Source organism: Soonwooa sp. (assembly GCF_030151385.1).
Taxonomy (GTDB): domain Bacteria; phylum Bacteroidota; class Bacteroidia; order Flavobacteriales; family Weeksellaceae; genus Soonwooa.
In genome coordinates, this window is the sequence record NZ_JASLDS010000010.1 from 33,912 (window position 1) to 60,601 (window position 26,690).

24 protein-coding genes and 1 tRNA gene are annotated in these 26,690 nt (G+C 34.2%); 14 read left to right on the forward strand and 11 right to left on the reverse strand.

Annotated elements, in window-relative coordinates; translation table 11 throughout:
* Positions 1–30: 30 nt before the first annotated feature.
* Positions 31–552: a hypothetical protein gene (locus tag Q1V95_RS01615; protein WP_300669554.1), complete on the forward strand. Its 522-nt coding sequence runs from the start codon at positions 31–33 to the stop codon at positions 550–552.
* Positions 553–578: 26 nt separating this feature from the next.
* Here Q1V95_RS01615 and Q1V95_RS01620 read toward each other — a convergent pair whose 3' ends face one another.
* Positions 579–953, reverse strand: coding sequence for a RidA family protein (locus Q1V95_RS01620; protein WP_300669557.1), 375 nt, complete (start codon positions 951–953; stop codon positions 579–581).
* Positions 954–1,097: 144 nt separating this feature from the next.
* Here Q1V95_RS01620 and Q1V95_RS01625 point away from each other — a divergent pair, with 144 nt between their 5' ends.
* The 6 genes from Q1V95_RS01625 (at position 1,098) to Q1V95_RS01650 (ending at position 6,810) form a co-directional block, all read left to right on the forward strand.
* Complete coding sequence (locus tag Q1V95_RS01625; protein ID WP_300669560.1) at positions 1,098–1,649, forward strand: NAD(P)H-dependent oxidoreductase; 552 nt, start codon at positions 1,098–1,100, stop codon at positions 1,647–1,649.
* A 387-nt stretch (positions 1,650–2,036) separates the two neighbouring features.
* Complete coding sequence (gene purM, locus Q1V95_RS01630; RefSeq protein WP_300669562.1) at positions 2,037–3,026, forward strand: phosphoribosylformylglycinamidine cyclo-ligase; 990 nt, start codon at positions 2,037–2,039, stop codon at positions 3,024–3,026.
* Positions 3,027–3,102: 76 nt separating this feature from the next.
* On the forward strand, positions 3,103–3,666 hold the full coding sequence (gene purN / locus Q1V95_RS01635; RefSeq protein WP_300669565.1) for a phosphoribosylglycinamide formyltransferase: 564 nt from the start codon (positions 3,103–3,105) through the stop codon (positions 3,664–3,666).
* Between the two features lie 189 nt (positions 3,667–3,855).
* Positions 3,856–5,370: a bifunctional phosphoribosylaminoimidazolecarboxamide formyltransferase/IMP cyclohydrolase gene (gene purH, locus Q1V95_RS01640; protein WP_300669568.1), complete on the forward strand. Its 1,515-nt coding sequence runs from the start codon at positions 3,856–3,858 to the stop codon at positions 5,368–5,370.
* 111 nt (positions 5,371–5,481) lie between these two features.
* A complete protein-coding gene (locus Q1V95_RS01645) occupies positions 5,482–5,907 on the forward strand; it encodes a GNAT family N-acetyltransferase (RefSeq protein WP_300669571.1) in 426 nt (141 codons plus the stop codon).
* Positions 5,908–5,979: 72 nt separating this feature from the next.
* Complete coding sequence (locus tag Q1V95_RS01650) at positions 5,980–6,810, forward strand: 5'-nucleotidase, lipoprotein e(P4) family (protein WP_300669574.1); 831 nt, start codon at positions 5,980–5,982, stop codon at positions 6,808–6,810.
* A 270-nt stretch (positions 6,811–7,080) separates the two neighbouring features.
* Here the strand turns inward: Q1V95_RS01650 and Q1V95_RS01655 are convergent, their stop codons facing one another.
* The 4 genes from Q1V95_RS01655 to Q1V95_RS01665 all read right to left on the reverse strand — a co-directional run bounded on the left by Q1V95_RS01655 (position 7,081) and on the right by Q1V95_RS01665 (position 9,252).
* On the reverse strand, positions 7,081–7,734 hold the full coding sequence (locus Q1V95_RS01655) for a hypothetical protein (protein ID WP_300669577.1): 654 nt from the start codon (positions 7,732–7,734) through the stop codon (positions 7,081–7,083).
* A gap of 233 nt (positions 7,735–7,967) precedes the next feature.
* Positions 7,968–8,171, reverse strand: a complete 204-nt coding sequence (locus Q1V95_RS01660) for a hypothetical protein (RefSeq protein WP_300669580.1) — start codon at positions 8,169–8,171, stop codon at positions 7,968–7,970.
* Positions 8,172–8,222: 51 nt separating this feature from the next.
* Positions 8,223–8,549, reverse strand: a complete 327-nt coding sequence (locus Q1V95_RS16260; RefSeq protein ID WP_366143262.1) for a DUF2752 domain-containing protein — start codon at positions 8,547–8,549, stop codon at positions 8,223–8,225.
* A gap of 124 nt (positions 8,550–8,673) precedes the next feature.
* A complete protein-coding gene (locus tag Q1V95_RS01665) occupies positions 8,674–9,252 on the reverse strand; it encodes a hypothetical protein (protein ID WP_300669582.1) in 579 nt (192 codons plus the stop codon).
* A 493-nt stretch (positions 9,253–9,745) separates the two neighbouring features.
* On the opposite strand from Q1V95_RS01665, the gene Q1V95_RS01670 reads away from it, so the two are divergent.
* A complete protein-coding gene (locus Q1V95_RS01670; RefSeq protein WP_300669584.1) occupies positions 9,746–10,279 on the forward strand; it encodes a glutathione peroxidase in 534 nt (177 codons plus the stop codon).
* Positions 10,280–10,312: 33 nt separating this feature from the next.
* Here the strand turns inward: Q1V95_RS01670 and Q1V95_RS01675 are convergent, their stop codons facing one another.
* Both Q1V95_RS01675 and Q1V95_RS01680 read right to left on the reverse strand, forming a co-directional pair.
* Complete coding sequence (locus Q1V95_RS01675) at positions 10,313–10,657, reverse strand: DUF4377 domain-containing protein (RefSeq protein WP_300669586.1); 345 nt, start codon at positions 10,655–10,657, stop codon at positions 10,313–10,315.
* A 116-nt stretch (positions 10,658–10,773) separates the two neighbouring features.
* Positions 10,774–12,441, reverse strand: coding sequence for an amino acid permease (locus Q1V95_RS01680; RefSeq protein WP_300669588.1), 1,668 nt, complete (start codon positions 12,439–12,441; stop codon positions 10,774–10,776).
* A 624-nt stretch (positions 12,442–13,065) separates the two neighbouring features.
* Here Q1V95_RS01680 and Q1V95_RS01685 point away from each other — a divergent pair.
* From Q1V95_RS01685 to Q1V95_RS01705, 5 genes are all read left to right on the forward strand, one after another.
* A complete protein-coding gene (locus tag Q1V95_RS01685; RefSeq protein WP_300669590.1) occupies positions 13,066–16,041 on the forward strand; it encodes a tetratricopeptide repeat protein in 2,976 nt (991 codons plus the stop codon).
* 408 nt (positions 16,042–16,449) lie between these two features.
* On the forward strand, positions 16,450–17,334 hold the full coding sequence (bla, locus tag Q1V95_RS01690) for a class A beta-lactamase, subclass A2 (RefSeq protein ID WP_300669593.1): 885 nt from the start codon (positions 16,450–16,452) through the stop codon (positions 17,332–17,334).
* A gap of 99 nt (positions 17,335–17,433) precedes the next feature.
* A complete protein-coding gene (locus Q1V95_RS01695; RefSeq protein WP_300669596.1) occupies positions 17,434–19,206 on the forward strand; it encodes a TonB-dependent receptor in 1,773 nt (590 codons plus the stop codon).
* A 32-nt stretch (positions 19,207–19,238) separates the two neighbouring features.
* Positions 19,239–19,312, forward strand: a tRNA-Arg gene (locus Q1V95_RS01700).
* Positions 19,313–19,574: 262 nt separating this feature from the next.
* Positions 19,575–20,123, forward strand: coding sequence for a hypothetical protein (locus tag Q1V95_RS01705; RefSeq protein WP_300669599.1), 549 nt, complete (start codon positions 19,575–19,577; stop codon positions 20,121–20,123).
* Positions 20,124–20,317: 194 nt separating this feature from the next.
* On the opposite strand, the gene Q1V95_RS01710 is transcribed toward Q1V95_RS01705, so the two are convergent.
* Positions 20,318–21,511, reverse strand: a complete 1,194-nt coding sequence (locus Q1V95_RS01710; RefSeq protein WP_300669601.1) for a DUF1501 domain-containing protein — start codon at positions 21,509–21,511, stop codon at positions 20,318–20,320.
* A gap of 13 nt (positions 21,512–21,524) precedes the next feature.
* Positions 21,525–22,886, reverse strand: a complete 1,362-nt coding sequence (locus tag Q1V95_RS01715) for a DUF1800 domain-containing protein (RefSeq protein ID WP_300669604.1) — start codon at positions 22,884–22,886, stop codon at positions 21,525–21,527.
* A gap of 99 nt (positions 22,887–22,985) precedes the next feature.
* On the opposite strand from Q1V95_RS01715, the gene Q1V95_RS01720 reads away from it, so the two are divergent.
* Positions 22,986–23,654: a hypothetical protein gene (locus Q1V95_RS01720; RefSeq protein ID WP_300669607.1), complete on the forward strand. Its 669-nt coding sequence runs from the start codon at positions 22,986–22,988 to the stop codon at positions 23,652–23,654.
* Between the two features lie 46 nt (positions 23,655–23,700).
* Here Q1V95_RS01720 and Q1V95_RS01725 read toward each other — a convergent pair whose 3' ends face one another.
* Both Q1V95_RS01725 and Q1V95_RS01730 read right to left on the reverse strand, forming a co-directional pair.
* Positions 23,701–26,196 (reverse strand): hypothetical protein, encoded by a 2,496-nt coding sequence (locus Q1V95_RS01725; RefSeq protein WP_300669610.1) that lies wholly within the window; start codon positions 26,194–26,196, stop codon positions 23,701–23,703.
* A gap of 28 nt (positions 26,197–26,224) precedes the next feature.
* Positions 26,225–26,659 carry a type I restriction enzyme HsdR N-terminal domain-containing protein gene (locus Q1V95_RS01730; RefSeq protein ID WP_300669616.1) on the reverse strand — a complete coding sequence of 145 codons (435 nt, stop codon included), beginning with the start codon at positions 26,657–26,659 and terminating at the stop codon, positions 26,225–26,227.
* Between the last annotated feature and the right edge of the window lie 31 nt (positions 26,660–26,690).

Below are 26,690 nucleotides of genomic sequence, written 5' to 3' on the forward strand. Positions count from 1 at the left end.
GAATTTTCATATTTTAGCGAAAAATAAAAAATGACTAAAAAAGACTTTTTCAGAATTCTAATCAAACTTTTAGTGCTTTCTGCTTTTATTCAGAATTTTTTTGGATTGTTAACAAATATAGCAAATATTTTTTCCTCATCTTCAGAGTTTTCGTTTGGAGGATCATTGCTATATCCCATAATCATTAATGTTTTGATTGGTGGATTCTTTTTGTGGCTTTTAAGATTGGTAATATTAAAACCAGATTTTATCATCAACTTTTTTAAGTTGGATAAAAATTTCGATGATGATAATATTGTTTTAGGAAATCTAAATTCAGAAAAACTTTTGAATCTCGGACTTTTTACTGTTGGAATTTATTTTGTTGTAACTAGCCTTAGTTCGTTGATTTCCAAATTGTTTTTGCTTTCTGGTGATTCCTCGATGATGAATAATCCATACTTTAAAGATATATGGTCAAAACAGGAGCTTGTAATTTCGATTGTAAATATGTTAGTTGGTTTAGTATTAATTAGTTATAGAAAAAATATTACAACATATTTTGAAAAATAAAAGACCATTAAAAATGGTCTTTAATCTTAAACTCTCTCAGCCGTACATTCAACCTCGATAAGGCAACCACCATTTAGTGGACCAATCGGGATAATGCAACGCACTGGTTTGTGCTCTCCGAAAAATTCGGTATAGACTCTGTTAACATCCGCCCAATAAGCGATGTCTGTAATGTACACCACCATTCTGATAACAGATGTTTTATCTTGTCCAAAAGCTTTTAGGACATTTTCAACATTTTCTAGAGACAGTTTGGTTTGTGCTTCAATACCTTCGGGAACCTCTTTAGTCACTGGATGTTTTGGAAGTTGACCAGATAGATACAATACACCATTATGTTCGATAGCTGGCGAAAAATGCCCTGCTGGAGCTGGAAGCGAAGCGCTTTCTAAAATTTTCATTGAGATTTATTTTTTTTAAAGTTCGAAAATACTTTTTCTAAATGATATTTTTGGCATCAAAATAAAAAATCTTACGATACATCAATGGAATCGCTTCAAAAGTCTTCTATCTTTGCAGAGTAAAATTTTAAAATAATAAAACAAATGAAAATATTAGCACTTTCTGGTAGTAACGCAGAAAATTCAATGAACAGTGTTTTGGTTAAATACGCAGCGAAACAATTCGGTGAAAACAACGAAGTAGAATTCTTTGATATGAATGCTTTTGAAATGCCAATCTACAAACACGAAATCGAAGTGAAGTCTGGCGTTCCTGCGGAAGCTCAAAAGTTAGCTGAAAAAATCGATGCTTCGGATGTTATTTTGTTATCGTTACCAGAACATAACGGGACTTACACGACAGCTTTCAAAAATGTATTTGACTGGGTTTCTAGAATTAAAGACAGAACTGTTTGGAGTGAAGTGCCAATGTTATTGATGTCAACTTCTCCAGGAGCAAGAGGTGGTGCTGGCGTGTTAGAAGCGGCAAGCAAAAGATTCCCTTTCCATGGTGGTAATGTTATTGAAACTTTCTCAGTACCATTTTATCAAGATAATATTGACAAAGTTGAGGGACTTACTAACGTTGATAAAATCAATGAGTTAAACGAAAAAATTGCAAAGATTAAACAGCTAGAAAGTATTTTGGAAAACTAGAATTCAAAATTTTCTAGGATATTTATCCAAAAAGTTTTAATTTTGTCAAAAAGAAAGAAAGTGAATATTCAGACCAACTATTTGAAGCCGCATTGCTACTATTCCAATAAAGGAAAAGTTGTGGGCTCTGAAAGTCTGAACTAAAATACAGCCGATAATCTGAAAGATTGTCGGCTTTTTTATTGTCCTTTTTTTGAGGATAATTAGCTCGCAAACAATATAGTTTGAAATAAATCTGAAAGTCCTAGCAATTCTTTTGCAGGCAAAGTGAAAAGTGAAAATGAAATGCGGCATTGTCGGATTTCGACTGGGAGCTAAAGGCGTAAGACTTAATCTATTTTGCGTCTTTGGTTTTCCAAAAAAATCAAAAAGTAAAAGAAAAGAATCATGAGCAACACTTACAAGTCAGCTGGCGTAGACAAAGAGGAAGGTTACAAAACCGTAGACAAGATAAAATCTGCAGTAGCAGAAACGCATAACAAAAATGTTCTTAATAACTTAGGGAGTTTTGGAGCTTTCTATGAAATTGGAAACTACAAAAATCCAGTTTTGGTGTCGGGAACAGATGGCGTTGGTACAAAGTTAAAAGTAGCTTTGGATACCAAGCAATATGACTCTATCGGCGTTGACTGTTTTGCAATGTGTGCTAACGACATTCTTTGTCATGGTGCAAAACCATTATTTTTTCTAGATTATTTGGCTTGCGGTAAGTTGGATTCTGACATCGCAGCCGAAATTGTTCTTGGGATGGTGAAAGCTTGCAAAGATAATGAGTGTGCCTTAATTGGTGGTGAAACTGCAGAAATGCCAGGGATGTACCAACCAGGCGATTACGATGTTGCAGGATTTTGTGTGGGCATCGTAGAGAAAGACCAGATTATTGATGGTTCAAAAATTAAAACTGGAGACAAAATTATTGCTTTGCCAAGTTCTGGTTTCCACTCTAATGGTTTTTCTTTGGTAAGAAAAGTATTCCCAAATTTTGAAGAAGAATTTGAAGGAAAGCCTTTGTACGAAACGCTTTTGGTACCAACAAGATTGTATTATCAAGATATTCATAAATTGTTAAATGAAGTGCCTTTGCACGGTATCGCGCACATCACAGGCGGTGGATTGTACGAGAATATTCCAAGAATTATTGGTGATGGACTTTGTGCAAGTATTGAAGCTTCAAAAATCAAAATTCCGAATATTATGTTGGAGTTAGAAAAACGTGGCAATATTGCTAGAGAAGAGATGTTTGGGACTTTCAACATGGGCGTTGGGATGATTGTGGTTGTTGATGGAGAGCATGCTCACAAGGTTTTAGAATTGCTTGAGGATGCTTACGAAATTGGAGAAATCACGGAAGGTAACGAGAAAATCGTTTTATTGTAAAATGTAAAAAGTATGATGTACAAACTAAGATGGAGATAATATTCATTTTACGTTGTAGATTATACATTATACAAGTATGAAAAAGATTACAATATTAGTTTCTGGTTCTGGTACCAACCTTCAACGTATTATCGACTGTATTGCTGCTGGTGAAATTCAAAATGCAGAAATCAACCTCGTTGTTGCGGACCGCGAATGTTTTGGATTGGAAAGAGCTGCTAAACATCAGATTGATAATGTTTTAATTCCGAGAGGAAAAGCGTTTTCTGACGAGTTGGATAAGTTAGTTCCAAAAGATACAGATTTGATTGTTTTGGCAGGTTTTCTGTCAATTCTAAAATCAGACTTTTGCCAGAAGTGGGATAAAAAAATGGTTAACATTCATCCATCATTGTTGCCGAAATTTGGAGGAAAAGGAATGTGGGGACATCATGTTCATGAAGCGGTTATTGAAGCTAAAGAAAAGGAGAGTGGTGCAACAGTTCATTATGTAACGACAGGTGTTGACGAAGGCGATATTATTTTGCAAGGAAAAGTTGCATTGGATGAAAATGAAACTGCTGAAAGTTTAGCTCAAAAAATTCACATTATTGAATATGAAATTTTTCCAAAAGCTATTAATAAAGTTTTAAATTCTTAATTGAATTTAGTTAAAGTTTATTTTAAGTGATATTTTTAATTGTCTAAAAATCAGATGTTAAAAATGGTTTTAATTAAATACTTACTTTAAGTAAATTTAAATTGATATAAATCCTATAAAAATAAAAATCCGGAGTTGAAAGAACCGGTAAAACTGCAGTTTTGAAATGGCTGTAAAAAGTAAATTGAAATGAAAAAAAGAGCATTAATTAGTGTTTCAGACAAAAGTGGATTGCAAGATTTTGCAAAGTTTTTAGAGCAAAACAACTGGGAATTAATTTCTACAGGTGGAACTTTTAAACATCTAAAAGAAGCAGGTCTTAATCCAATTCAGATTGATGAAGTAACCGATTTTCCAGAGATGTTGGATGGTCGTGTAAAGACCTTGCATCCAAAAGTACATGGTGGACTTCTTGCGGTTCGTGATAATGAAGAGCACATGAACACCGTTAAAGAGCATCAAATCGGACTTATCGATATGGTTATTGTTAATCTTTATCCATTTTTCGAAAACGCTAACAAAGATATTTCATTAGACGAAAAAGTTGAGTTTATCGATATTGGTGGACCTTCTATGCTTCGTTCTGCTGCTAAGAATTTTAAATCTGTAGCAGTTATCACCAATGTAGAAGATTACGATTTGGTAAAGCAAGAAATGGAAACTTCTGGAGATACAACTCTAGAAACCAGAAAGACGCTTGCTGGTAAAGTATTCAACTTAACTTCTGCTTATGATGCTGCGATTGCAAAGATGTTATTGGATGAAGAATATCCGCAATATCTAAATGCTTCTTACAAAAAAGTGGCTGACCTTCGTTATGGAGAAAATCCACATCAATCGGCTGCTTATTATGTTTCGACAATCGAAAATGGTGCGATGAAGGATTTCGAACAACTTGGAGGTAAAGAGTTGTCTTTCAATAATTTGAGAGATATGGATCTTTGTTGGAAAGTTGTTACTGAGTTCAAAGAAGAAATGGCTTGTTGTGCGGTTAAGCACTCGACACCTTGTGGCGTTGCAATCGGTACATCGGCTTTAGAAACTTATCAAAAAACTTTTGAGTGCGATCCAGTTTCAATTTTTGGAGGAATCGTAGCAATGAATTACACTGTTGATGCGCCAACTGCTGAAGAACTTAACAAAACTTTTTTAGAGATAGTTATGGCGCCAGATTTTACGGCAGAAGCTTTGGAAGTTTTAAACAAAAAGAAAAACCTTCGCGTTATCAAAATCAAAAATGCTGTTTCGGACAAGCAAACTTGGGTTAAGGTTGATGGTGGAATATTGGTACAAGATAATGATAATCAGTTTTCTAACGATATTAAAGTTGTTACGGAAACGCAACCGACAGAAGCGCAAAGAAAAGCTTTATTGTTCTCGCAACGTGTGGTTAAATACGTAAAATCAAACGCAATTGTAGTGTCAAATGGCATCCAAGCGTTCGGAATTGGCGGTGGTCAAGTTAACAGAATTTGGGCAACACAACAAGCTATCGAAAGAGCAAAAGAAAAATTCTCTGGCGATTTAGTTTTGGCTTCTGATGCATTTTTCCCTTTCAGAGATGTTGTTGATTTCTGTGCAGCAGAAGGTATTACAGCAATTATCCAACCTGGTGGAAGTATGAAGGATCAGGAAAGTATTGATGCTGCTAATGAGCACAAAATCCCGATGATGTTCACGGGAATGAGACATTTTTTTCATTAAAAAATTAATAGATTAAGTAATAGTTTGTTGCATCGCCCGAGTTTTTGACTTGGGCGATGTTTTTTATTTAAGCCAAAAAAACTAAATTGTAACAACCTTTAAATTTTAAAAATGATAAGACCAATACAGGCAAATGACGCCAGTCGAATTTCTGAGCTTTTAGCACAAATGGGATATCCAAACACGGAATCTTTTATGTCTTCTAAGATTTCAAAATTTCTTAAAGATGAAAACGAATGCAGTTTGGTTTATGAAGAAAGTGGAAAGGTATTAGGTTTTATCTCAATGCATTTTATTCCTCAGATTGCGGTGGAAGGCGATTTTGCAAGAATCAGTTATTTGGTGGTTGACGAAAATACGCGTGGCAAAAACATTGGCAAAAAACTGTTGGATTATTGTGAAAAGCTAGCTGTTGAAAGAGATTGCGATAGGATAGAGCTGCATAGCAACTTTACGCGTGAGGCGGCGCATCGATTTTATTTCCGTGAAGGATTTGAGGATGTTCCAAAATATTTGGTAAAGTATCTAAAGAAATAAACTTTGCATTTTTTTGAGTTTTTGAAGAAGAAGTAAATTCTTCTTTTTAATTTTGTGAAAAATAATTTTTAAATGAAATATTTTAATTGGATAGTTGGCGGCGCAATGTTGTTGGGTGTAAGTTCTTGTCAAACAACACATAAGGCTGTAGAATACACACAGCAAGCAAAACCAGCTTATCAAAATCTTCAAGTTGATGGAAAGCTTTACGCAGCGTTTTTCCAGCAAAGAGCTGCCGAGTATCAAGCTTTGTGTCAACAAGCTTATAATGTTGCACAATTCCGCTTGGATGAGGCTTTAGCAAAGAAATCGGCAAAGCCTTTAGCGATTGTAACGGACATTGATGAGACCTTTATGGATAATTCTTATTACGCTGTAGAAATGGCTAAAGAAGGAAAAATTTATGACCTGCAAAGTTGGAAAAATTGGACTTCAAAAGGTGTTGCAACACCACTTTCTGGATCTTTGGATTTCTTTAATTATGCAGCGTCAAAAGGTGTTCAGATTTTTTACATTACCAACAGAAACGAAGACGAGCGTGCTGGGACGGTTGCCAATCTGGAGCGTTATAAGTTTCCTATCCAAAGTCCGCAAAATGTAATTTTCCGAAGCAAAGAAAGTAGTAAAGAAAATCGTCGCCAAGATGTTGCGAAAAAGTATGATATCGTGATGTTATTGGGAGATAGTTTGACGGATTTTTCTTCATTATTTGATAATCATCCAAGCGAAGAAAAGCGTGCACAAGCTGTGCAAACGCTTAAAAATGAATTTGGAAAGAAATTTATTGTTCTTCCAAATGTGGGTTATGGCGATTGGGAAGCAGCAATATTTGATTATAAAAATGATTTGCCTCAAATAAAAAGAGATTCGATTTTATACAATGTTGTGAAATCAAATCCTTAAGAATTTTATGAATTCTTTATTGCTAAAACTTTGGCAATATTTTCTGATAAAAAACGAATTTTAGAATGCTCGAAAGATGACTTAATATTTAAGTTTTTCTTTGGGCATTTTTTTTGTTTTTAAATGTTAGTTATCTGGCTGATTATTAATATGATACAAGCTTTGTTGAACAACTTGATGAGTATTAATTTAATCCGAATATAGTTCTTGACAAAAATTTTAAAATTTCTGTTTCCGATTTATGCCAAAGTGTTTTTAGGTTAACAATAACTATGCTGAGCAAACCTCAAATCGATCAATGGCAGTTAGATAGTATTTACCATCTATTGGCGCAACATAAAAAATAAAAGCATCTTGATTTTCATAGATTAAAATTACTTTATGGCTTTTGTTTTCAATCTCTTCGAATTTTTTGATTTCTGCATTCGACCAAGCGTCTTTATCGATGTATTCAACTTCGGACTTCGCTACATAAGATAGTGTTTTGTCATGCTTTTTCGTGTCAACATAGATGCCCTCAGGGTTATTCCAAGTTTCTGTTCCACAATCAAATTCCGGCAAAGTGCTATGGGTAATTTTATAATTGGTTTTGAAATCGACTACATAAGGCAAATAGTCAGGAACAGGCTTTGCGAATGAAAAATCTTCGGAAGTCCCAATGTTATTAAATGCGCCTCTAGCATAGAGAAAAGTGATTCCGTATTTTTTGTTAATGTAGCTGTTGATTTTCACATTATCTTTTTGCTGATAGGCTTTTATGATGTCAACAATGGCTTCGTCTAGTGTGACTTCTTGTGGCTTTTCTTGTGATACGACCTTTTCAACTTTTAAGCTATCATTGGCTTTGTTCTTTACGGATTCGTCATTTTTTTTATCACAAGAAATAATCGAAAACACGATTAAAATTGAAATCCATTTTTTCATAGCTAAAAGATTAAAAGTTAAATTGTTTGATACATGATAAATTTAAAAAATAAAACCAAATAGCTTTTAATATTTTACCACGGGATTTCGCTGTTTTTGTCAAGATATTTTCCTGTTAGATTCCGATCAAGATTTGTTGCGTATTTAACGATGATTTTTGAAAAATATAATTAAATAAAAAAAGCAGCCTTTAATAATCATAAAAACTGCTTTTATTGTTAGTTGGTTGGTTATTAAACAATTCCACCACCAACGATAAGTCTAATAAATCCTAAAACCATTGCAATAGAACACATGATAATTCCTGCCATGGCATTTGATTTTGGTTGGTCATCTTCTTTACCATAAGCCACAACGCTAAGTATTAAACCTATTACGGAAAATGGGATGTTAATCCAATTAAATGCGCCTAAACATGGGATAAATCCTAATAGCATCCCACAAATTGCTAGGATACCAATTACTAATGCAACTGTTTTCATAATCGTTTACTTTCTAAAATTTTTAAGTTGATATGTTATTAAAAATCCAGCATTAATCAATAATCCAAAGAATATGAAAATGCTAGATGAGTTGAGTTGTAAGGCTTTGCCGAAATGAAGATGTTTGATTTCGAAAAAAGCGCGAGATGATCCACAGAGGATACACGAACTGCCTTGCAGTTGCGAAGGACAAGTTGGTATTTTGCTAAGTAAAAAATCTTCGGTGGTAAAAAAAACAAGTGATAAAACCAAAATGGAAATGAGCCCTGAAATTTGCCAAACGATAAAAATGGCTTTGTGTAATTCGGTGTTATTTTTTAAGGTTTGGATCAAATGGGTTTGTGTTTCTTTTAAGAAGCTTCTAAATTAAGGAAAAATGTCGAGTTTAGAAAGATTGAAAAACAAAATCACTTATATTTTTGTAAAAAATACTTCTTTATTCTATTTCTGGCAAAGATTATTCGAAGACGCGATAGATGTCGAACCAATAATTTTTTAAACTATCCTTTGGATTATAATAAGTGTTAATGAGGACCATTGTTTTTGATATGTTGATATAATGATAAGCTGTATCTGTTTTATTCTGATAAGTTAATAGCTTGATTTTGTCACCAAAAAAACTATTATCATATTGCTCCTGTATAACTTTATACTCAATGTTTTCTTTGTTTAGTAAAGCGTAGATATCTTGTTTGGTGCTAATTTTAGATGGATTCTGTAGATATAAGTATTCACGAAAAATGATTTTTTTATTTGCGTTATCAGCAACATAAGCAATGAATTTTCCTTTGGTATTCTTTATTAAATACTTATCGAATTTTTCAAAATTTGCTGCAAAACCGATAAGTGGTTCCTTTTGAGGGGGAATATTACAATACATGATTTTGTCTTTGGGAAGTGGATAGCTATTTAATCCCACAAGTGAAATTTTATCTTTAGAAGCGAAAATCCGATCATCAAATTTCTCTTGACATGAAGATAGAAACAATGCATTTGCAATGATAAAAAATTTGAAATATCGAATGCTAGATTCCATTTGTTAATCTTTTGTGTAAGTGTTTTATTTAATTAAGTTTTATGTAGCTTGGATAAGGAAGAGTTAGCCGGATGTTTAAAACTACAAATATCTTTTCTATTTGTCAGCTTGTTTGATGATTATTATTGAATTAAATCTTTGTCCGAATTTGATTTTTAACTCAGTTAAAAAAAGCATCAAAATTTAGAAATGATTGTGATGTAGGATTAATAAAAAAAAATTAAATATGCTTTTTTGTTTTTCTCAAGCTTTTCAACAAAATTATTACACCAAAGTCAAATATTCTGCCGAAATAGCTATCTTTATAACTGTATTTGCGTGAGGGCGAAGCGCATTGTTGGAGCTCCTTTTTTGAGAAATGGAAAAAGAATTGGCAAAAAAAGAGCGACTGCGCGTAGACCGACCGCTTGCAGCGCGGGGCGAGCGAAGCGAGCCTAATGGCGGCAAGTGGGCCTAATGGCGGCAAGTGGGCACGCCCAAAATTTTATAAATTATGAAATACTTACTGATTATGTTATTTGGATTGTTTAGTTGTACAAAAGGAAATTCGCAAGCGAAGTCGATACATAGCTTTAAAGTTGAGGCTTTAGATGGTAGCACGATTGATTTTTCGAACTTCAAAGGGAAGAAAATTTTGGTCGTAAATACTGCGTCAGAGTGCGGTTTTACACCACAATATAAAGAGCTTGAATCTTTGTACGAAACTTATAAAGACAAACTGGTGATTGTGGGATTTCCGGCAAACAACTTTGGCGGACAAGAACCGGGCAGTAACCAAGAAATTGCTAGTTTTTGCGAGAAGAATTATGGTGTGACGTTTCCGATGGCTGCAAAGATTTCGGTGAAAGGAGATGATATGGCGCCCATTTATAAATTCTTGACCAAAAAGGAGGAGAATGGTGTTAAAAACACTTCTATTTTGTGGAATTTTACAAAAATTCTATTGGACGAAAAAGGTTATGTCATTGATAGTTTTATGAGTACGACCAAACCAAATAGTGATAAAATAACGAAATATTTGCAATAAAAAAAGAACCTCAATTGAGGTTCTTTTTTGTTATTAAGGTTCTCTTTTTGTTTTCGAGAGTTGTTTGATTAATGTATACTTTATCGAACTTGAATCCGCTGGTGGATTTTCGATTTTTGATGTGCTGACCGTCAACACATAATCGTAACCTGGTTGATAGTTGAATCCATCAATATTGCTGTAGAAATACGTCCATTGGTCTGTCGGTTTTTCGCGAACCAACATACATTTTTGTTGTCCTGCACCTGCAGAACAGTCTTTTTGTTCAGCGCTTACAAACAAGGTTTTGATGCTTGTGTTTTCGGAAGTTTGGACGCTACATTGTGCCAAAGAGAATAATACAACTCCCGCGAATAGACTTTTTGTAATTGATTTCATAAGCATTTATTTATTTTCAAAACTTGTGTCAAGTATTATGCCAACGGGGTTTTTTCAAAAAAAATCGGAACCTAAAAATAGATTCCGATTTGTATTTTTCTATGTTTGAAATAGTTTTAAGACTTATTCAATTTGCTATGTTTTCTGCCGTATGCAAAGTAGATAACCAAACCAATCGCAAACCATAATCCGAACCAAAACCAGTTGTTATGCGTCATACCTGTTAATAGGTAAAGACAAGAGCTTAGTCCAACCAATGGTATTAATGAAAGATTTTTGGTAAATGCTAAAAAGACTAACACAAAATTGATCAATAAAAATACAGTAACCGAAAGTCGGAATTCGCCTTCTACAGGATCGCTCCAGTCTAATAAAGTATGGAAAAACTCTGGCTGCCAAAAGTAAAAGAAGATTAAGCCGCCAAGGAAAACAATCGGAAAAATATATTTCGAATTGATATAAGGCATATGGAATCTTCCCTTGATTTTTTCTTTTGGTGGAAGCATCAAAACACCTGCACAAACCAATACAAACGCGAAAATTGTCCCAATACTTGTAAAGTCAAGAATAAAGGTTTTATCTGTAAAGAAGATCGGAATCCCTACAACAATACCTGTAACAATCGTCGCAAAAGACGGTACTTTATTCTTACTGTGCACTTCTTGGAATTTTTTCGGAATCAATCCATCGCGGCTCATCGCCATCCAAATTCTAGGTTGTCCCATTTGGAACACCAAAAGTACAGTTGTAATCGCCACAATTGCAATTAAAGCCACAACAAATTCCATCCATGGAATATTTAGATTTTCCTTTTGGAAGACAAAAGCTAAAGGATCACCAATGCCATCGAATTTTCTGTAATCTACCAATCCTGTTAGTGTTAAGGTCAATACAATATAGATTGCGGTACAAAGTCCTAATGAGATCATCATACCGCGAGGCAAATCACGTTGTGGATTTTTAGTTTCTTCTGATAAAACACTCAATGCATCAAATCCGATATAAGCGAAGAAAACGCCACTAACCGCCGACATAACACCAGAAAAACCATTAGGCATCATACTTTTAACACCTTCGTTGTTGGTCGGGAACCAGTTGCCTGTGTTAACATAAGCTACACCAACTGCAATAACCAATAGGATGACAAATAGTTTTAGAATTACGAAGAAATTGTTAACGTTTTTACTTTCTTTTATACCTTGATAACAAAGCCAAGTGATAATTCCGTTAATCATTAAAGCTGGTAAATCAAAGATAATTCTGAGGTTGCCAATAACAGGCGCAGTTGCCCAAGCATTAATTAATTCTTTGTTGAGAGAACCACTTGCTACAGCTTTTTTAGCTTCCGTATAGCTGCACGTCAAATAATCGGGAATGTGAATGCCAATTCGGCTCATAAAACTTGTGAAGTAATCGGACCACGAAAAGGCAACATAGATATTACCAAAACTATATTCCATAATAAGTGCCCAGCCAATAACCCAAGCAATTAATTCTCCAAAACTGGCGTAGGCATAGGTGTACGCACTTCCGGCAGTTGGTATTCTACTCGCAAATTCTGCGTAACAAATGGCTGTAAAGGCACAAGCAAATCCACAGATTAGATACAAAATAATAACACCAGGACCACCACGGAAAATTGCCTCGCCCAAACTGCTAAAACTTCCTGCTCCGATAATGGCTGCAATTCCAAAAAATACGATGTCCCAAGTGCCCAAAACACGATTCAGCTGACCTTGGTTAGGATCTGTTGAATATTGTTTTCTTCTAAAAAGTGAATTCATTAATAGTAGTTTATTTTTGAAAATAAAAACAAATGTAACAAAATTTTGATAGGCTGTTAGCTTTATGTTAATAAACTTAAACTTTGTTAAAGTTCAATTTGTTCGATATTTTTGATATTTCTCTGTAAAGCTTTTCTTTTTTAAGGAAAAAATCTTTTAAACATTGTTAAACAGAGAATTTGACTTTAATTTCAATATTTTTTGGATGAAGATTTTTCTTCTAAGAATTGAGGATTTTCTAATGATGTAATTTTCGGTTTTTTACAAATGCCTCTTTAAATTTTTTGATTGTCCGCTTAGTTACCCAAATTAAGAAAACAATGTCATTCAGAGCGAAGCGAAGAATCTCAAACATTTGATTCTAAGAGATTCCTCCTGCGTCGGAAATCGAAGATTCGGCGTAGCCAATGACAAGCTTTGTTAAAAAAATAACTTAGGCACAATTACGGATAATCATTTAAATTTTATTGGTGAAATTTTTTAATAGGCTTTCGGTTTTAAAGTTTATTTTAAATTAAATATTTTTGTGTTTTAAAAGCTTTTGTAAGTTGCTTAGATAATAAGTTTTCCTTATTTTCGTTTCGTAACTATAACATCAGTTTCAGCAAAAAGTTTTAGACTTAGATGAATTCAAAAAAAATAATCCTTGCGTCATTGATTTCTTTCTACGGAATCTCACAAGCGCAACAATCAAAATACTTTAACGACAAAGAGGCCTATCGCTACAACTTAGCGGAAAACCTTTACCAAACAAAAATCTACGGCGCATCTCAGTACGAGTACGCACGACAGTATTTTTATAATCAGACTTTGTCGGAGTCCAAAAAAGAAGCGGCTTTGTTTTTTAACCAAGTTATTTCGATGATTCTTCAACAAAATCATGCGGAGGAAGGTTTTGAAGCTTTTATGAAAGAATATCCAAAGTCTTCATTTTTTGCGCAAGCCAACGGTCCTTTGGCAGATTATTATTTAGCAAAGAAAGATTTTCCAAAAGCTTTGGAGACTTTGCAAAAGATTAATCAATACCAATTGAGCCAAGAGGAAAACACGCAATACATCATGAAGTTGGGGTATGCCAAATTTATGACTGGTGATTCTGCTGGAGCCATCGATGCCTTGGAAGAAGCCTACAAAAATGCTTCTAACGAGAATGATAAAGCAGGAGTTGCCTATATGTTGGGACATTTGTATTATGCCGATCATCAAAATGATAAGGCTTTTAGTTATTTTGACCAAGTGAAATTTAATGAGCAATATGCGGCGATGGTGCGTCCATATTATGTTCAGATGTATTTTAACAACAAAGATTATGATAAAGCAATTTCTGAAGCCAAAGATCTTTTAGCATCGGGAACTTCATCAGCTTACGAAAATGAAATCCAAAAGATAATAGGAGAGAGCTACTTTATGAAAGGTGACTATCAATCCGCTTATCATTATCTTAAAAAATATTTTGACAAAGCTGGAAATCCGTCGGAAAGTGATCTTTACGAAATGGGATTTGTTGCTGCAAAGGCTGGTAAATCAGAGGATGCCGTTAATTATTATAACCAATTGATTAACAGTAATTCGCCATTGGCGCAAAACGCGTACTACCAATTGGGAAATGCTTATTTACAGACCAACAAAAAGCAAGAAGCTCTTTCTGCATACAAAAATGCTGCTGATATGCAATATGATCCCAAAGTTCAGCAATTGGCTTTGGAACAATATGCAAAATTGAGCTATGATATTGGAAATCCTTTTGAGACAGCGCCAAAAGTTATTCAACGTTATGTTGACAAATATCCGAAATCGCCCAAATCGGCTGAAATGAAAAGTCTGTTGGTGAAATCTTATTTGTATTCTGGAAACTACCAAGAGACATTAAATGCTCTAAAGAAAATTGATAACAAAACACCAGAAACCAACAAAATAGAGCAGGAGGTTGCCTATCTTTTGGGTTCGGAAGAATTTAATAAAGGTAATTACGATGCAGCTGAGCAATATTTTAAACAAAGTTTGCAATACAACTTAAACAAAGAATTTGCGAAAAAAGCACAGTATTGGTTGGGGCAAACTTACTATCAAAAAGGAGATTATCGTTCTGCAATTATTGCTTATTTAAAACTAGAAAATGAGACTGCCGAAAATTTCCCAGAGCGCGAGCAATTGGATTACGATTTGGGTTATGCCTATTTTAAAAATAAAAACTTCGAATCTGCACAAGAACATTTTAAGGAATATTTGAGATTCCCAAGACCAGAGTTTAAGGCTGATGCAGAATTGCGTTTGGCAGATACTTATTACGCTGATAACAAGTTGAACGAAGCAATTGACATCTACAACAAAGCAGATGGTGCTGCAGATTATATTCTGTTCCAAAAAGCAATGGCTTTAGGTTTTAAAGGCGATACTGTTGCTAAAATCACTGAGCTTAAAAAGTTGATTTCGTCTTATCCAAATAGCGAATATAAGGATGATGCACAATACGAAATTGGGACAGCTTATGCTTCAAATGATGATTTTGCCAACTCTAATAATTATTTCGACCAAGTTATCAAAACCAGTCCAGATAAAGACTTAGTGGCAAATGCGCAAATCTATCGTGCTCAGAATTACATCGATCAAAATCAAATTGATAAAGCCTTAACTGAGTTAAAACAACTTGGAACGCAATACAAAAATTCAGCTTACGCCGATAAAATTGTTGCAGCGTCGCGTCCAGCTTATGTTAAAAAAGGAGATATTTCAGGTTACGAAAGCTTTGCTAAAAGTCTTGGTGTTAACATTTCGAGCACCGAAAAAGATCAACTTAATTTGACTTTAGCACAAGAAAGCTATGCTAAAAAAGACTTTGCAAAAGCAATTACTTATTACGAAAAATATTTAGCAAACGATCCTACAGGTTCTAGTTTTTATCAAGCACAATACGAGTTGGGCGAAAGCTATTATCAAAGTAAAAACCTAAGTAAAGCTTTATTGATTCTTCAAAATGTTGCCGATTTTCAAAATGATTATCAGCAAGATGCCCAAGTTAGGTTGGCGCAAATCTACATCAACCAAGGTAAATCTGCGGATGCGCAGAAATACTTAGAAGCTGTTGCAAACTCTAATGATGCGAGTATCAAGAATTTTGCTGCTTTAGAATTGATGAAAATCTATGCTGAGAAAAAGGAATTTTCAAAAGCTGAGCAATATGCAGATTCGGTATTAAAAAATACTAAAAACTCTGCAGCTGTTTTGGAACAAGCTAAAATTGTAAAAGCAAGAGGTGCAATGCAAAGTGGAAAAGATAAAGACGCGCAGACAGCTTTTGCTGCTCTAGAAAAATCTTCGAATCCAGAAGTTGCAGCCGAAGCACTTTATGCAAAAGCTTATTATCAGAACAAAGGAAAAGCATTCAAAAGCAGTAATGAAACGATTTTCAAACTCGCAAACAATTATGCTTCCGAAGAATATTGGGGTGCAAAAGCTTTGGTGATTATGGCTAAAAACTATTTGGCTCTAAAAGATAATTATCAAGCATCATACACTTGTGACCAAATCATCAACAATTATGGTGATTTCCCAGATGTTGTTGCCGAAGCTAAAGAAGTAAAAGCGCAAATCAAAAAGTAATACGTAAAGTCCCGAAGGGACGACTTAACAAAGAATAGGACGTAGTCCTATTATAGTGCAACAAAGGAGATCGTCCCGAAGGGACAAATATTCATAGCCTAGGATGTAATCCTAGGAAATTAACAAAGAATAGGAAACAGTCCTATTATTTTGCAACAAAGAAGATTGTCCCGAAGGGACAAACAATCATAACCTAGGATGAAATCCTAGGAAATTAACAAAGAATAGGACGCAGTCCTATTATAAAAAATAAAGATAAGTGTCCCGAAGGGACAAATATTCATAGCCTAGGATGAAATCCTAGGAGAAATAAGTAAGAAGCAGTCCCCATTGTAACAGATAAAATAATCGTCCCAAAGGGACAAACAATAATAGCCTAGGACTCAATCCTAGGAAAAAAGAGAAAAAATGAATAACATCACAAAAATATTATCAGCAGCAATTGTTGTATCATCGCAGTTTTTGTTTGCGCAGAAAGACCTTAGTGCAACGATTCAAGGGATTGTTAAAGACAAAAAAGCGAATATAGGTGTTGCAGTTTGGCATCTCGAAAAGCAAGATACATTGAGTGTTAATGGACATCGACATGTTCCTATGCAAAGTGTTTTTAAGCTTCCTATTGGTTTAGCGATTTTAGATTTGGTGGATAAAGGAAAATTTAAGATTGATCAAAAAATAAAATTTACTAAAGAAGAATTACTGCAAGGAACGCACAGTCCAATGCGCGATGCCAATCCCAATGGTGGCGAATTGCCACTTCGTGAAATGCTGAAATATCTTGTGGCAAATAGTGATAATAATGGTTGCGACATTTTACTTAATAGGATAGGAGGCGTTGATGTTGTTCAAAAATACATGAATAGAATCGGAATTAAAGACTTCCAGATTGCTACCAATGAACAAGAGATGCACACTGTTTTGGAATTGCAATATCAGAACTACTGGAATGCAAATTCGGCAAATGAACTTTTGGAAAAGCTTTATACAAAACCGATTTTAAAAGAAGCTTCAAAAAAAGAAATTATCAAAATCCTTGAAGAAACCAACACTGGCGTTAAGCGTCTAAAAGGCGAGTTGCCACAAGGAACTTTGGTGGCGCACAAAACAGGAACATCTTATACTGATGAGGCTGGAAAAACAGCCGCAACTAACGATATCGGTGTTATTACTTTGCCTAATAAAGAACATATCATTGTCAGTGTATTTGTTAGTGATTCTTATGAGAAAGAAGCTACTAATGAGAAGATTATCGCTGATATTGCAAAGGCGAGTTTCGATTATTACTCGAAATAAAATTTAGAAATAGAACTCAAATTAATTAAAAAACCGAAAGTCAATTATTAGAAAATACGTCTACAAACTATTCGATTTTTTAATCATTTAAAATAAAAAATGAACAAACTAAAATACATTGCAGTTATTGCATTTTTGAGCGGATTCGGATGCCAAAATTCTTTTGCACAGCTTAAGGAAGAAAAATTGGTGCTCGACAGAAAGCGTGAGCCAGAAGTTAAAAGAATCGAAAAGAAGAAAACTTCGGTACAGCAAGAGAAAAATTATCCGCCTGAAGCAAAAGCCAATGAAGTTGTAAAATACGATGTAACGGATGTTCCGCCAGTTTCTGATTTCAAAACTTCTGAAATCCAAGCTGAGGACATTTCTCCAAAATTCGATTTTGAAAAGCAAAATAACTATTTCCAAATCGGTTATGGCAATTACGGAAAATTCCTTGCTGATGCTAATATTTCGGGAAAAGTAGGTGACAATGTAGAAGTTGGAGCCGATGTTCATTATTTGTCAACAAGTGGCTTGAAGAAAGAATATGATTGGTCTTCCAAACAAAGTCAGTTGGGAGCAGGTTTGTTCCTGAATGCCTACACCGAAACTGGAAAATTCAATATTGATGCTAATTTCGGAATGGACAAATACAACTATTATGGTATTTATACATTTTCGCCTGATGCGAATGTAGATTTGGAACAGAAAGTTAACCGTTTTAAAATCAATGCGTTTTATGATCATTATTCCAATGAATATCTAAATAATGTTCGTGTAAAATCATCGATTCTTAGTGACCATTTTGATTCAAAGGAGACACAAGCTGAGGCTTTGGCTAACTTTTCTAAACACGATTTAGATGTATCGACAGATATCAAATTAAATGCAGATTTGGGAGTTGGGATGGATTTGGTGAATTCTAATTTTGGAATTTTGGATAAGAATCAAAACAATTTGTTCAATTTTAACCTTGGTCCAAAATTAAGCTTTTTCAAAGGAAACTCTTATTTAACAATTGGTTCTGATTTTTCATTTTTAAACCAAAAACACCAGAGTTTAATTTTGGAACAAGAAAAAAACAGCAAGTTTTATTGGTTTCCAAAAGCAGAAGTACAAATCTCTGCAACAGATCAATTCAAGTTCTTTGGTGGTGTTGAAGGTGGTTTAAAACTAAATTCTTACAATCAATTATTGGACGAAAATCCCTATATGATTTCAGATTTATACTTAAAACCAACAGAGACCAAATACCGTTTTTACATTGGAATTAAAGGAGATGTTGACCAAACTTTAAAATACAACATCAGCGCAGGTTATAGCAAACAGAATGATATTTTGTTTTTCCAAAACAACTCAATTATTGATCAAACACTGACGAACAACCGTCGTGCGTTTGACTTTGCAAATACTTTTGGTGCTATTTATGACAACGGAACGACCAGCGAAGTTAAGGCGAGCGTTCAGGTTTTTCCTTTAGAAAATTTGGTGCTTGATGGTGAGTTTCAATTTACAAAATATACATTGGACAATCTAAAAGAAGTCTATTACAAACCTTTGGTACAAACAACAATTGGTGCAAAATATTCGATGCTTGCTAAGAAGTTAAATCTTGGCTTTAAGGGAATTTTTGTAACGGATAGAACAGCGAATACCTTCGAAATTAAAGAAAATAGTGCTACTTTTCCTACAGCTTATGATATTAAAGAAAATGAGAATCAGAAAGTTGGCGGATATGTTGACCTAAACCTTTCCGCGGAGTATAAAGTCCACAAAAATTTCAGTATTTTTGTATTAGGAAATAACCTTCTAAACACCAAGTATCAGACGTTTTATGGATACAAAGTTTTAGGCGCTCAAGTTATGGGCGGTGTTAAAATTTCCTTTTAATTAATGTATTTTTACAGAAATTAAAAAATAGCGGCTGCGTAGTTCAACTGGATAGAATATCGGATTTCGGCTCCGACGGTTGGGGGTTCGACTCCCTCCGCAGTCACAACGTAGTAAACCCAATCTCACAACGGGTTTACTACACTTCATTCATAATAATAGCGATTTAATCGGTAACAATAACAGTAACGATTAATGCACAATGAAAAAATTGAATTTCGATTACATGAGATCCAGTTTTCTTGTAAGTATTTCCAACAATAATTGATTTGTTCAATGTCCGTTCCATTAACTAGGTAGAGAAAAACCATTTACTTTTAATATTAGATTTACTCGATTTAAAGCAGAATAAATTAAATTCAAATAGTATGAAAAAATTATTACTTGTTCCGATTATGGCTATTTCTTTTATGGGTAATAGTCAATTCAAATTAACGCCTGAAAATTTTGTTACTGAATATGACAATACAAAAAACTTTATTGTCTTGGAATTCCCAGATCAAACACAAAAGCAATTATTTGACAAAACTAAAATGTATATTCATTCAAATTTTAAAAACTTAAAAGGTGATGGTTATAATGAAGTAGAGTATGGTCAAATAAAATTAAGAGAAAGTGCCATTGCCAAAGTAAATAAGATTCTCGGGCTTGCCACCATAACTTATATGATCAATACTTATGAAATAAATTTCAAAGATGCTAAGATTATGATTAAACCAACTTTTGAAGATGCGTATGTTGATGACAATTATGATTCTAATATTTTTCTAACTGGAGGAAGTGTTGTTTTAGGAAAATCAATTTTCAAAAAAGATGGCAAGGTATGGATGGAAGATTTGTACAATGGAATAACCGAAAAAACAAATGAGTTTGTAAATGGTTTAAAATCCTCTATTGACAAAAAAGATGATTGGTAAAATAAACAGAGGGAAAAAGCTAGTAACAAAAAAGTAATAATAGAATAAAAATAAGTAACAAATAAACAATCAGAAAGGACGATTGATGCGTGTTAAAATATTTAGGTGATGAGGATTAAGGGTTTGAATCCTATCGAGGTTACAAAAAACGTCCTAGAAATAGGACGTTTTTTGTTTTTCATATCATAAATTATTTATATAAAATCATAAAAATTATTCTGACGTGCTAAGATTTTGGTGTCATCAGCATTGAGCCATTTTTTGAGAACTGTTGCATAAACATTTCTAAAATCTTCTTTGTAGATAAGGTCGCCGTCGTTCAAAGTGGTTAAATCTGGAAGAGGATTTAACAATCCTTTTTTCTTAAGTCCACCACCAATGAAGAACATTTGATTGGCAGTTCCGTGGTCGGTTCCACCACTTGCATTTTGTGCAACACGACGTCCAAATTCGGAAAAAGTCATTAGCAAAACATCTTGAAATCTATTGTTGGCTTTCATATCGTTTACAAAAACTTTCACTGCGTCATTTATTTGGGTAAAGAGATTCTTTTGGGTTGCCAATTGGTTAACGTGTGTGTCAAAACTTCCTATTGAAAGGTAATACACCTTGGTATTGATGTTCGAATTAATTAAAGACGAAATCAATTTTAGATCTTTACCAATTCCCGTTGTTGGATAAGTCGCTGCTGTTGCTTTGGTTTTGGACTGGTCAAGAATGTAAGAGGCGTTGTTAATCGTGTCTCCCAAGGTTTGATAAAGATAATCTACAACTTGATCTTCGTGGGTATGAGCCGTATTTAACTTTTTATAAAAAGCTTCGTTGCTGGAATTGAAAAGTCTTTTTGGGTCGGTGAGCGCAATTGATTTCTTTTGATTCCCTTTTAATGCTAAACTTAACATATCATCGATTTCCAAAGCTTGAGTAGGATGATCGCAACTGTGACAAGCTTCGTCGAGATAACGACCAAGCCAACCTGTATTCCAGATTTCTTTAGAATCGCTTGCAGACTGCCAAATATCCATACTTCGGAAGTGGGATTTATCAGGATTTGGATAGCCAACATCGTTCATAATAGCAAGTTCGCCGTTATCGTACAATTCTTTAAAGTAGGTCAAAGCAGGATTAATAGAAGCTTCATCGGTTAAGGAAAGAGCGTCGGCTTTTTTGATGGAAATTCCGTTTCTTCCTTTATAATAAATATCGTTGTTGACAGGGATTATGGTATTCAGTCCATCATTTCCGCCACTTAGTTGTAGTACGATAAGAATTCGGTCTTGTACAGGCAAAGCACTTGGAAGTGTCATCGCTTGCAAAAATTTTGGCATCATCAGCGAAGCACTTGCTAAAGAGCCTATTTTCAGGAAATTTCTTCTGTTGATTAACATAGCTGTCGTAGATTTAACAAAGTTGATATTCTGGCGTACTCATGATGTTGATAATATCGGATTCTAACGTCTTTCCCGAATATTCTTGCAACACATTTTTGGCTGGTGAAATGTTCTTTTGCAAAAGCAAATTGGTGAGATTAACACCCTTTAGCAAATCTTCGGCACTTGACCAATTGATGGTCGCCTTCGCATTTTTTGCGTTAAAACTTGGTTTGGATCCCATATTGATATCGTCGTCCTCTTTTGCTTTATATTCAAGCGGAATAATGCCACTCCAAATCTGCGGAATCTGCATCCGAAGAAGTAAAGTGCTGCTATCAATCCAATTGACGCCACTTGGCCAACCAGCAACATTCGGCGGTCTAAAGATTACTTGTCCCAAAAGATTTCCGTAATTGATGATTACATCTGGCTTTTCGAAATACAAAGGCAAAATTCTTTCAATACCAATAAATAGCTCGACAGGAGATTTTACTTTTGCACCGACATTAGCATCGTCGTAGAACCATTTGGCAGTGAAAAGATGATCCACCAATTTCGAAATATCATATTTACTTTGATAAAAAACATCTGCAAGTTCGTTGACGTGAGCGTCGTTTACAATATCATTTACAAAGAATCTATAAACTTTTCCCGAAATAAATTTTGCCGTAGCTTTTTGCTGAACGATAATATCGAGGATATCTTTTCCTGTAAAATTTCCAGTTTGCCCCAAAAATGTTTTGCTGCCAGTATCGTGTTGGTTGGCACGTTCCTGAAAAACTCCCATTTTATCATAACCCCAACCAGTAAAGGCACGAGCCGCCTCTTTAATGTCTTTTTCAGTATAGTTGCCACGTCCGATCGTGAAAAGTTCCATCACTTCTCTCGCGAAATTTTCGTTAGGATGTCCTTTTTTGTTCTGCTGATTATTTAAAAAAGAAAGCATCGATGCAGATTGACTCACGGCTACCAACAAATCGCTGAAATTACCCAAAGCTTTTTGCCTAACAGTATTCAGAAAATCTTGATTAAAATTACTGTTCTGAATGCGCGATGCAAAATGTCCCATCCAGAAAAAAGCCATCTTTTCGCGAAGTTGCTGCGGCGAGTTTACCATCCGCTTCATCCAATCTAATGCAATGTCATTGCTTTGTTTGTTAAGAAGTTTTGTCCTAGCTTTTCTGGCTTCGGGATTGTTTTTGAAATTGTCGTCAAGCATTAAATTGCTTGCATCAACAATCGTAATATTTGACACGTCTTGTGAAGATTCGTTTTGTAGTAATTTCCACACCTCTTTTGGATCTTTTTGAAGTAGATCGAGATTGCTACTTTTGGGACCAAAACCTGCCCGCCATAGAAGATGTTTATTTTTATCAAAGTTATTCATCATTGTTTTTTTTAGTTTGGATAGTATTAAAACGAGAATGTTAAGCTAAGATTTTACTAAAAAAAGATAAAATTTCCTTAAAATTGTAAATACTTTTATTTTATGGAAATATCTTTCTTTCAAGTCATTTGTTTTGTTATTGCAATTGCAGTAATTGTTGCTGTTCTAGTTGTAGTTACCAAAATGCGACCACATGATAAAACTAAAATTTCTCCATACAATTATAATAGCCAGAATGTTGTTGTCGTTAAAATCGCAAAATTGAGAATATTTCTTTTTGGAGCTCCTTTGATTCTCATTGGATTTTTTTGTTGCTTTTTGTTTTATGGAAGTTTAACATTTACTGATTTTGGACATTTGACATTTGATGCCATTTTTACACTCCTTCTTGCATTAAGTCTGCTAATTGGAGGACTTTACGCGGCATATAATGGAACCAAACTTTTGCTAAATATTAATAACGCCATTCAGCTTTATTTTGATGATGATGCTATTCATTATCTTGATGTTGATTATGATGTTAGGGGCAGAGCAGCTTCAGGACAAGTTTTAAAAATGTTTTTTTCACGACCTACTTTGGTAATCAAATTCGTAGATATCAATAAGATTGTTAAAGATGATAGTCACCCATTTACAGATAAAAAACGGATAAGAATCTATAGAAATAATGATACTAATTTTTCGTTACCATTTCTTTTTTATGATGACAATCAATTCGATGCACTTTACGATGCTTTAGTAAAACGATGGTCTGCGAAAGTTAGTAGCTAACCTAGAGTATGTTTGAATTTTATTGATAAAATTTTTAAACAAGTTTTTAGATTTTTTCTGAAATCAAAGTCTTTTTTAAACCTTCCATAATACCTTGCCACAGCATGTTGAAGAAAGAACGATCGGCATCTCTCGCTTTTTCAATTTGCACAGTTTTGCCTCCGTTTTTGGAATCGCTTTTAACCAAAACATTCACAGCTTTGTTTAAGAGTTTCCGTTTTTCGCCCTTTTTATTAAGGAAGTTGACATAGATGTCATTATAATTAAGGAAGAAATCACCGCGGATAATATTTTTGTTTCCAGAATAATTGAATCGTAGATAGTTGATTTTTCCGTCCAAAGTAAGGTTAAGATATGGACGCACAAAAAGGTTAATTTCGTTGGCAGAAAGACCTTCAATTTTACCATTGATTTTGTATTCGTCCATTTTGTTCATAACGTCAAAATTCCAATTTACTTTTGTTGGTGCAGTTCCATAAAATTTGAAATCAGCATCAATATTTACATGACTGGACGTACCTTTTACCTTTCCATTACCAACATTTTTGATATCTGCGTTAAAGGCATTCATAAAGAGTTTTCCCGGTTTGTTGTTGTTAACCGCGTCTTCTTCGTACGAAACATAAGAGTTTTTGAGTTGTACAAGATTTACAAAAAGTGGAATCTTAATATTTCGTAGTTTTTCGCTAAACATGTTTCTTGCGCTGTGATCTTCTGGAGGTGCCAAATCGTGATAAATACTACAATTAACACCATCAACAATGACTTTGCTCAACAATATTTGATCGTGATTTTCGAACAAAGATGCTTGGTCAAAAACTTGAATACTATTTGCGGTAATATCATACAAATCCTCTTGTTTTGCAATAACTCGCGAGAATTCTTTTCGGCTGTATTTGGATTTAAAAGCTAAGTTTTTAATTGTACTTTGCTTTCCGTTATTTTCGAAATTCTTGATTCGCAAAGTATAGTATTTTCCAGCATCTAGAAAGATTTCACCAGTTTTAATATCGTGATTTGCTATGGTGAAAGGCGTTTTGTTTTTTTGCGTTGTTGCATCAATTTTAAAATTGTTAAAAGCAGCATTAATGTTGGCAACAGACATTTTTTGCTGTCCATTTGGCAATAATTGTTGAAAAGCTGCATTGTTCAGCTTGATGCTTCCAATATTTAAAGCTAAACCAGAATCTGTATTTTGTTGTTTTTTGGCTGTTTTATTAGTTTTTGGCGTCATTGCAATTTTTGCATCATCAACAGAAATTGCATTAAGATTTAGGTTGATTTTTTGACCATCAAGTTTTGGATTAATATTTTGAATATTGATTTTCTTAACAAAACCTGACCAAATATTTTCATTAGGATTGTTGCCCAATTTCGCGAGCTCGATACTATCAATTGCTAAGTTAGCATCTTTCGTGAAAATATGTCCAACACGCACTTCTTGGTTATTGTTAGCACGGAAATACACTTTGGAAATGTCAATATTATGCTGATCAAATTTGAAAGGGATTTTCTCTTTCACCGTATTTTTATCAAAAACGATTTTAGTGATATTGATGTTGAAACGGTCGGCAGACGCAGTCTTGGTATTATCAGGATTCTGCACCAACAATTTTCCATTTTTAAGGTCGATGTCTTTTAACGCAATTTTCAGATTTAGTTCCTTAGGATTGTCGTCCACAACTTTTTTATTGGTAGAAGTTACAGTAAGATTAGGCTCGTCGATAAAGGTTTTTTCAGCGATTAAAGAATCCCGATTGATGTTAAGATTTGACGCCGAAAAGTTTTTTGCTTTAAAGTCAAAAACACTTTTAGCATTGTATTGATTGGGCGCTTGGGTAGGGCTAAGGTGGAGATTTTCAATCGAAATTTCTTTGTTAACCGTATTCACTTTATCTGCCAAAACTTGATAATAATCATTAACGGTAACAACGAGATTTTCGGCATGGATGGTAAGTTTGCTAAAACCTAAAGGCAATCGACTGTTGTCATCATTATTGAGGTCGATATCCTGCAAATCGACGTTAATTTTATTACCATTAAAAACAGATTTTCCGAGGTGGTTTACTGCTTTTATTTCGCCATTTTCGATGAGTAATTCATTGAGGAAAATATCAGGTTTTTTGTTATTTTTTTTCGGGTCATCTTTCTTTTTTGCAAATTGAATATTAAGATTCGGATTTTTAATCTTTATCAATTTTGCTTTATAGGAATTCGAGAAAACCGCTTTTATAACACCAAAATCAGCAACTTCTAACTCACCAACTTTTCCAGAAATCTGTGTAACAGCTGTATCTTGAGGGTTTTTGTTTTTTATTTTAACATCTTTAATATGAAGATCACCCGATATTAAATCAAAATTAAATTGATCCATATCGACATGATAAGGTGTTTTTTCATTGATTAAATCCGGAAGTTTTTCTTTCAGATAAATATTGAGTAAAAATGGAAAAGCAAAAAGCAAAAGCACAACAACAGAAATACTGATCAAGATAATTTTCTTTCTTTTTGAAGGTTTTGGCGAAGCAGCAAGCGGTTCCATGATGTTATGTTTTAAAATTTAAAATTAATCAAAATTCAAATACTTCAAACTTATATTGACCATCAATATATTTGGCATAGATGTGATGCAAACCGTTGGACAAGATGATTTCTGGCGCTTGGATCACAGAATTGTAGCGCGCAATTTGCTCGAATTGCTTTTCGGTCAAGTTGATATTTGGCGCTTTTAGTTCCACTAGAATTTGGGCTTTTGTACGATGTGTAACAAGTAAATCTAGGCGTTTGGTCGTAGAATTGACCTCCAATTTTTGTTCCAAAATTAATGCTGAGGCATTTTTCTTCTTGATTTTCAGGAAATAAGCGACCCAATGTTGTCGCACCCATTCTTCTGGTGTCAATACCAACCACATCTTGCGCACCGAATCATAAATAAAAAATGTATCTTTGTCTTGCTTGATTTTCAAGTCAAATTCGGTATTGAAGTTTAGTTTAGCTAGTTGCATAAAGTCTGATGAAAGATATAGAAATTGTCCT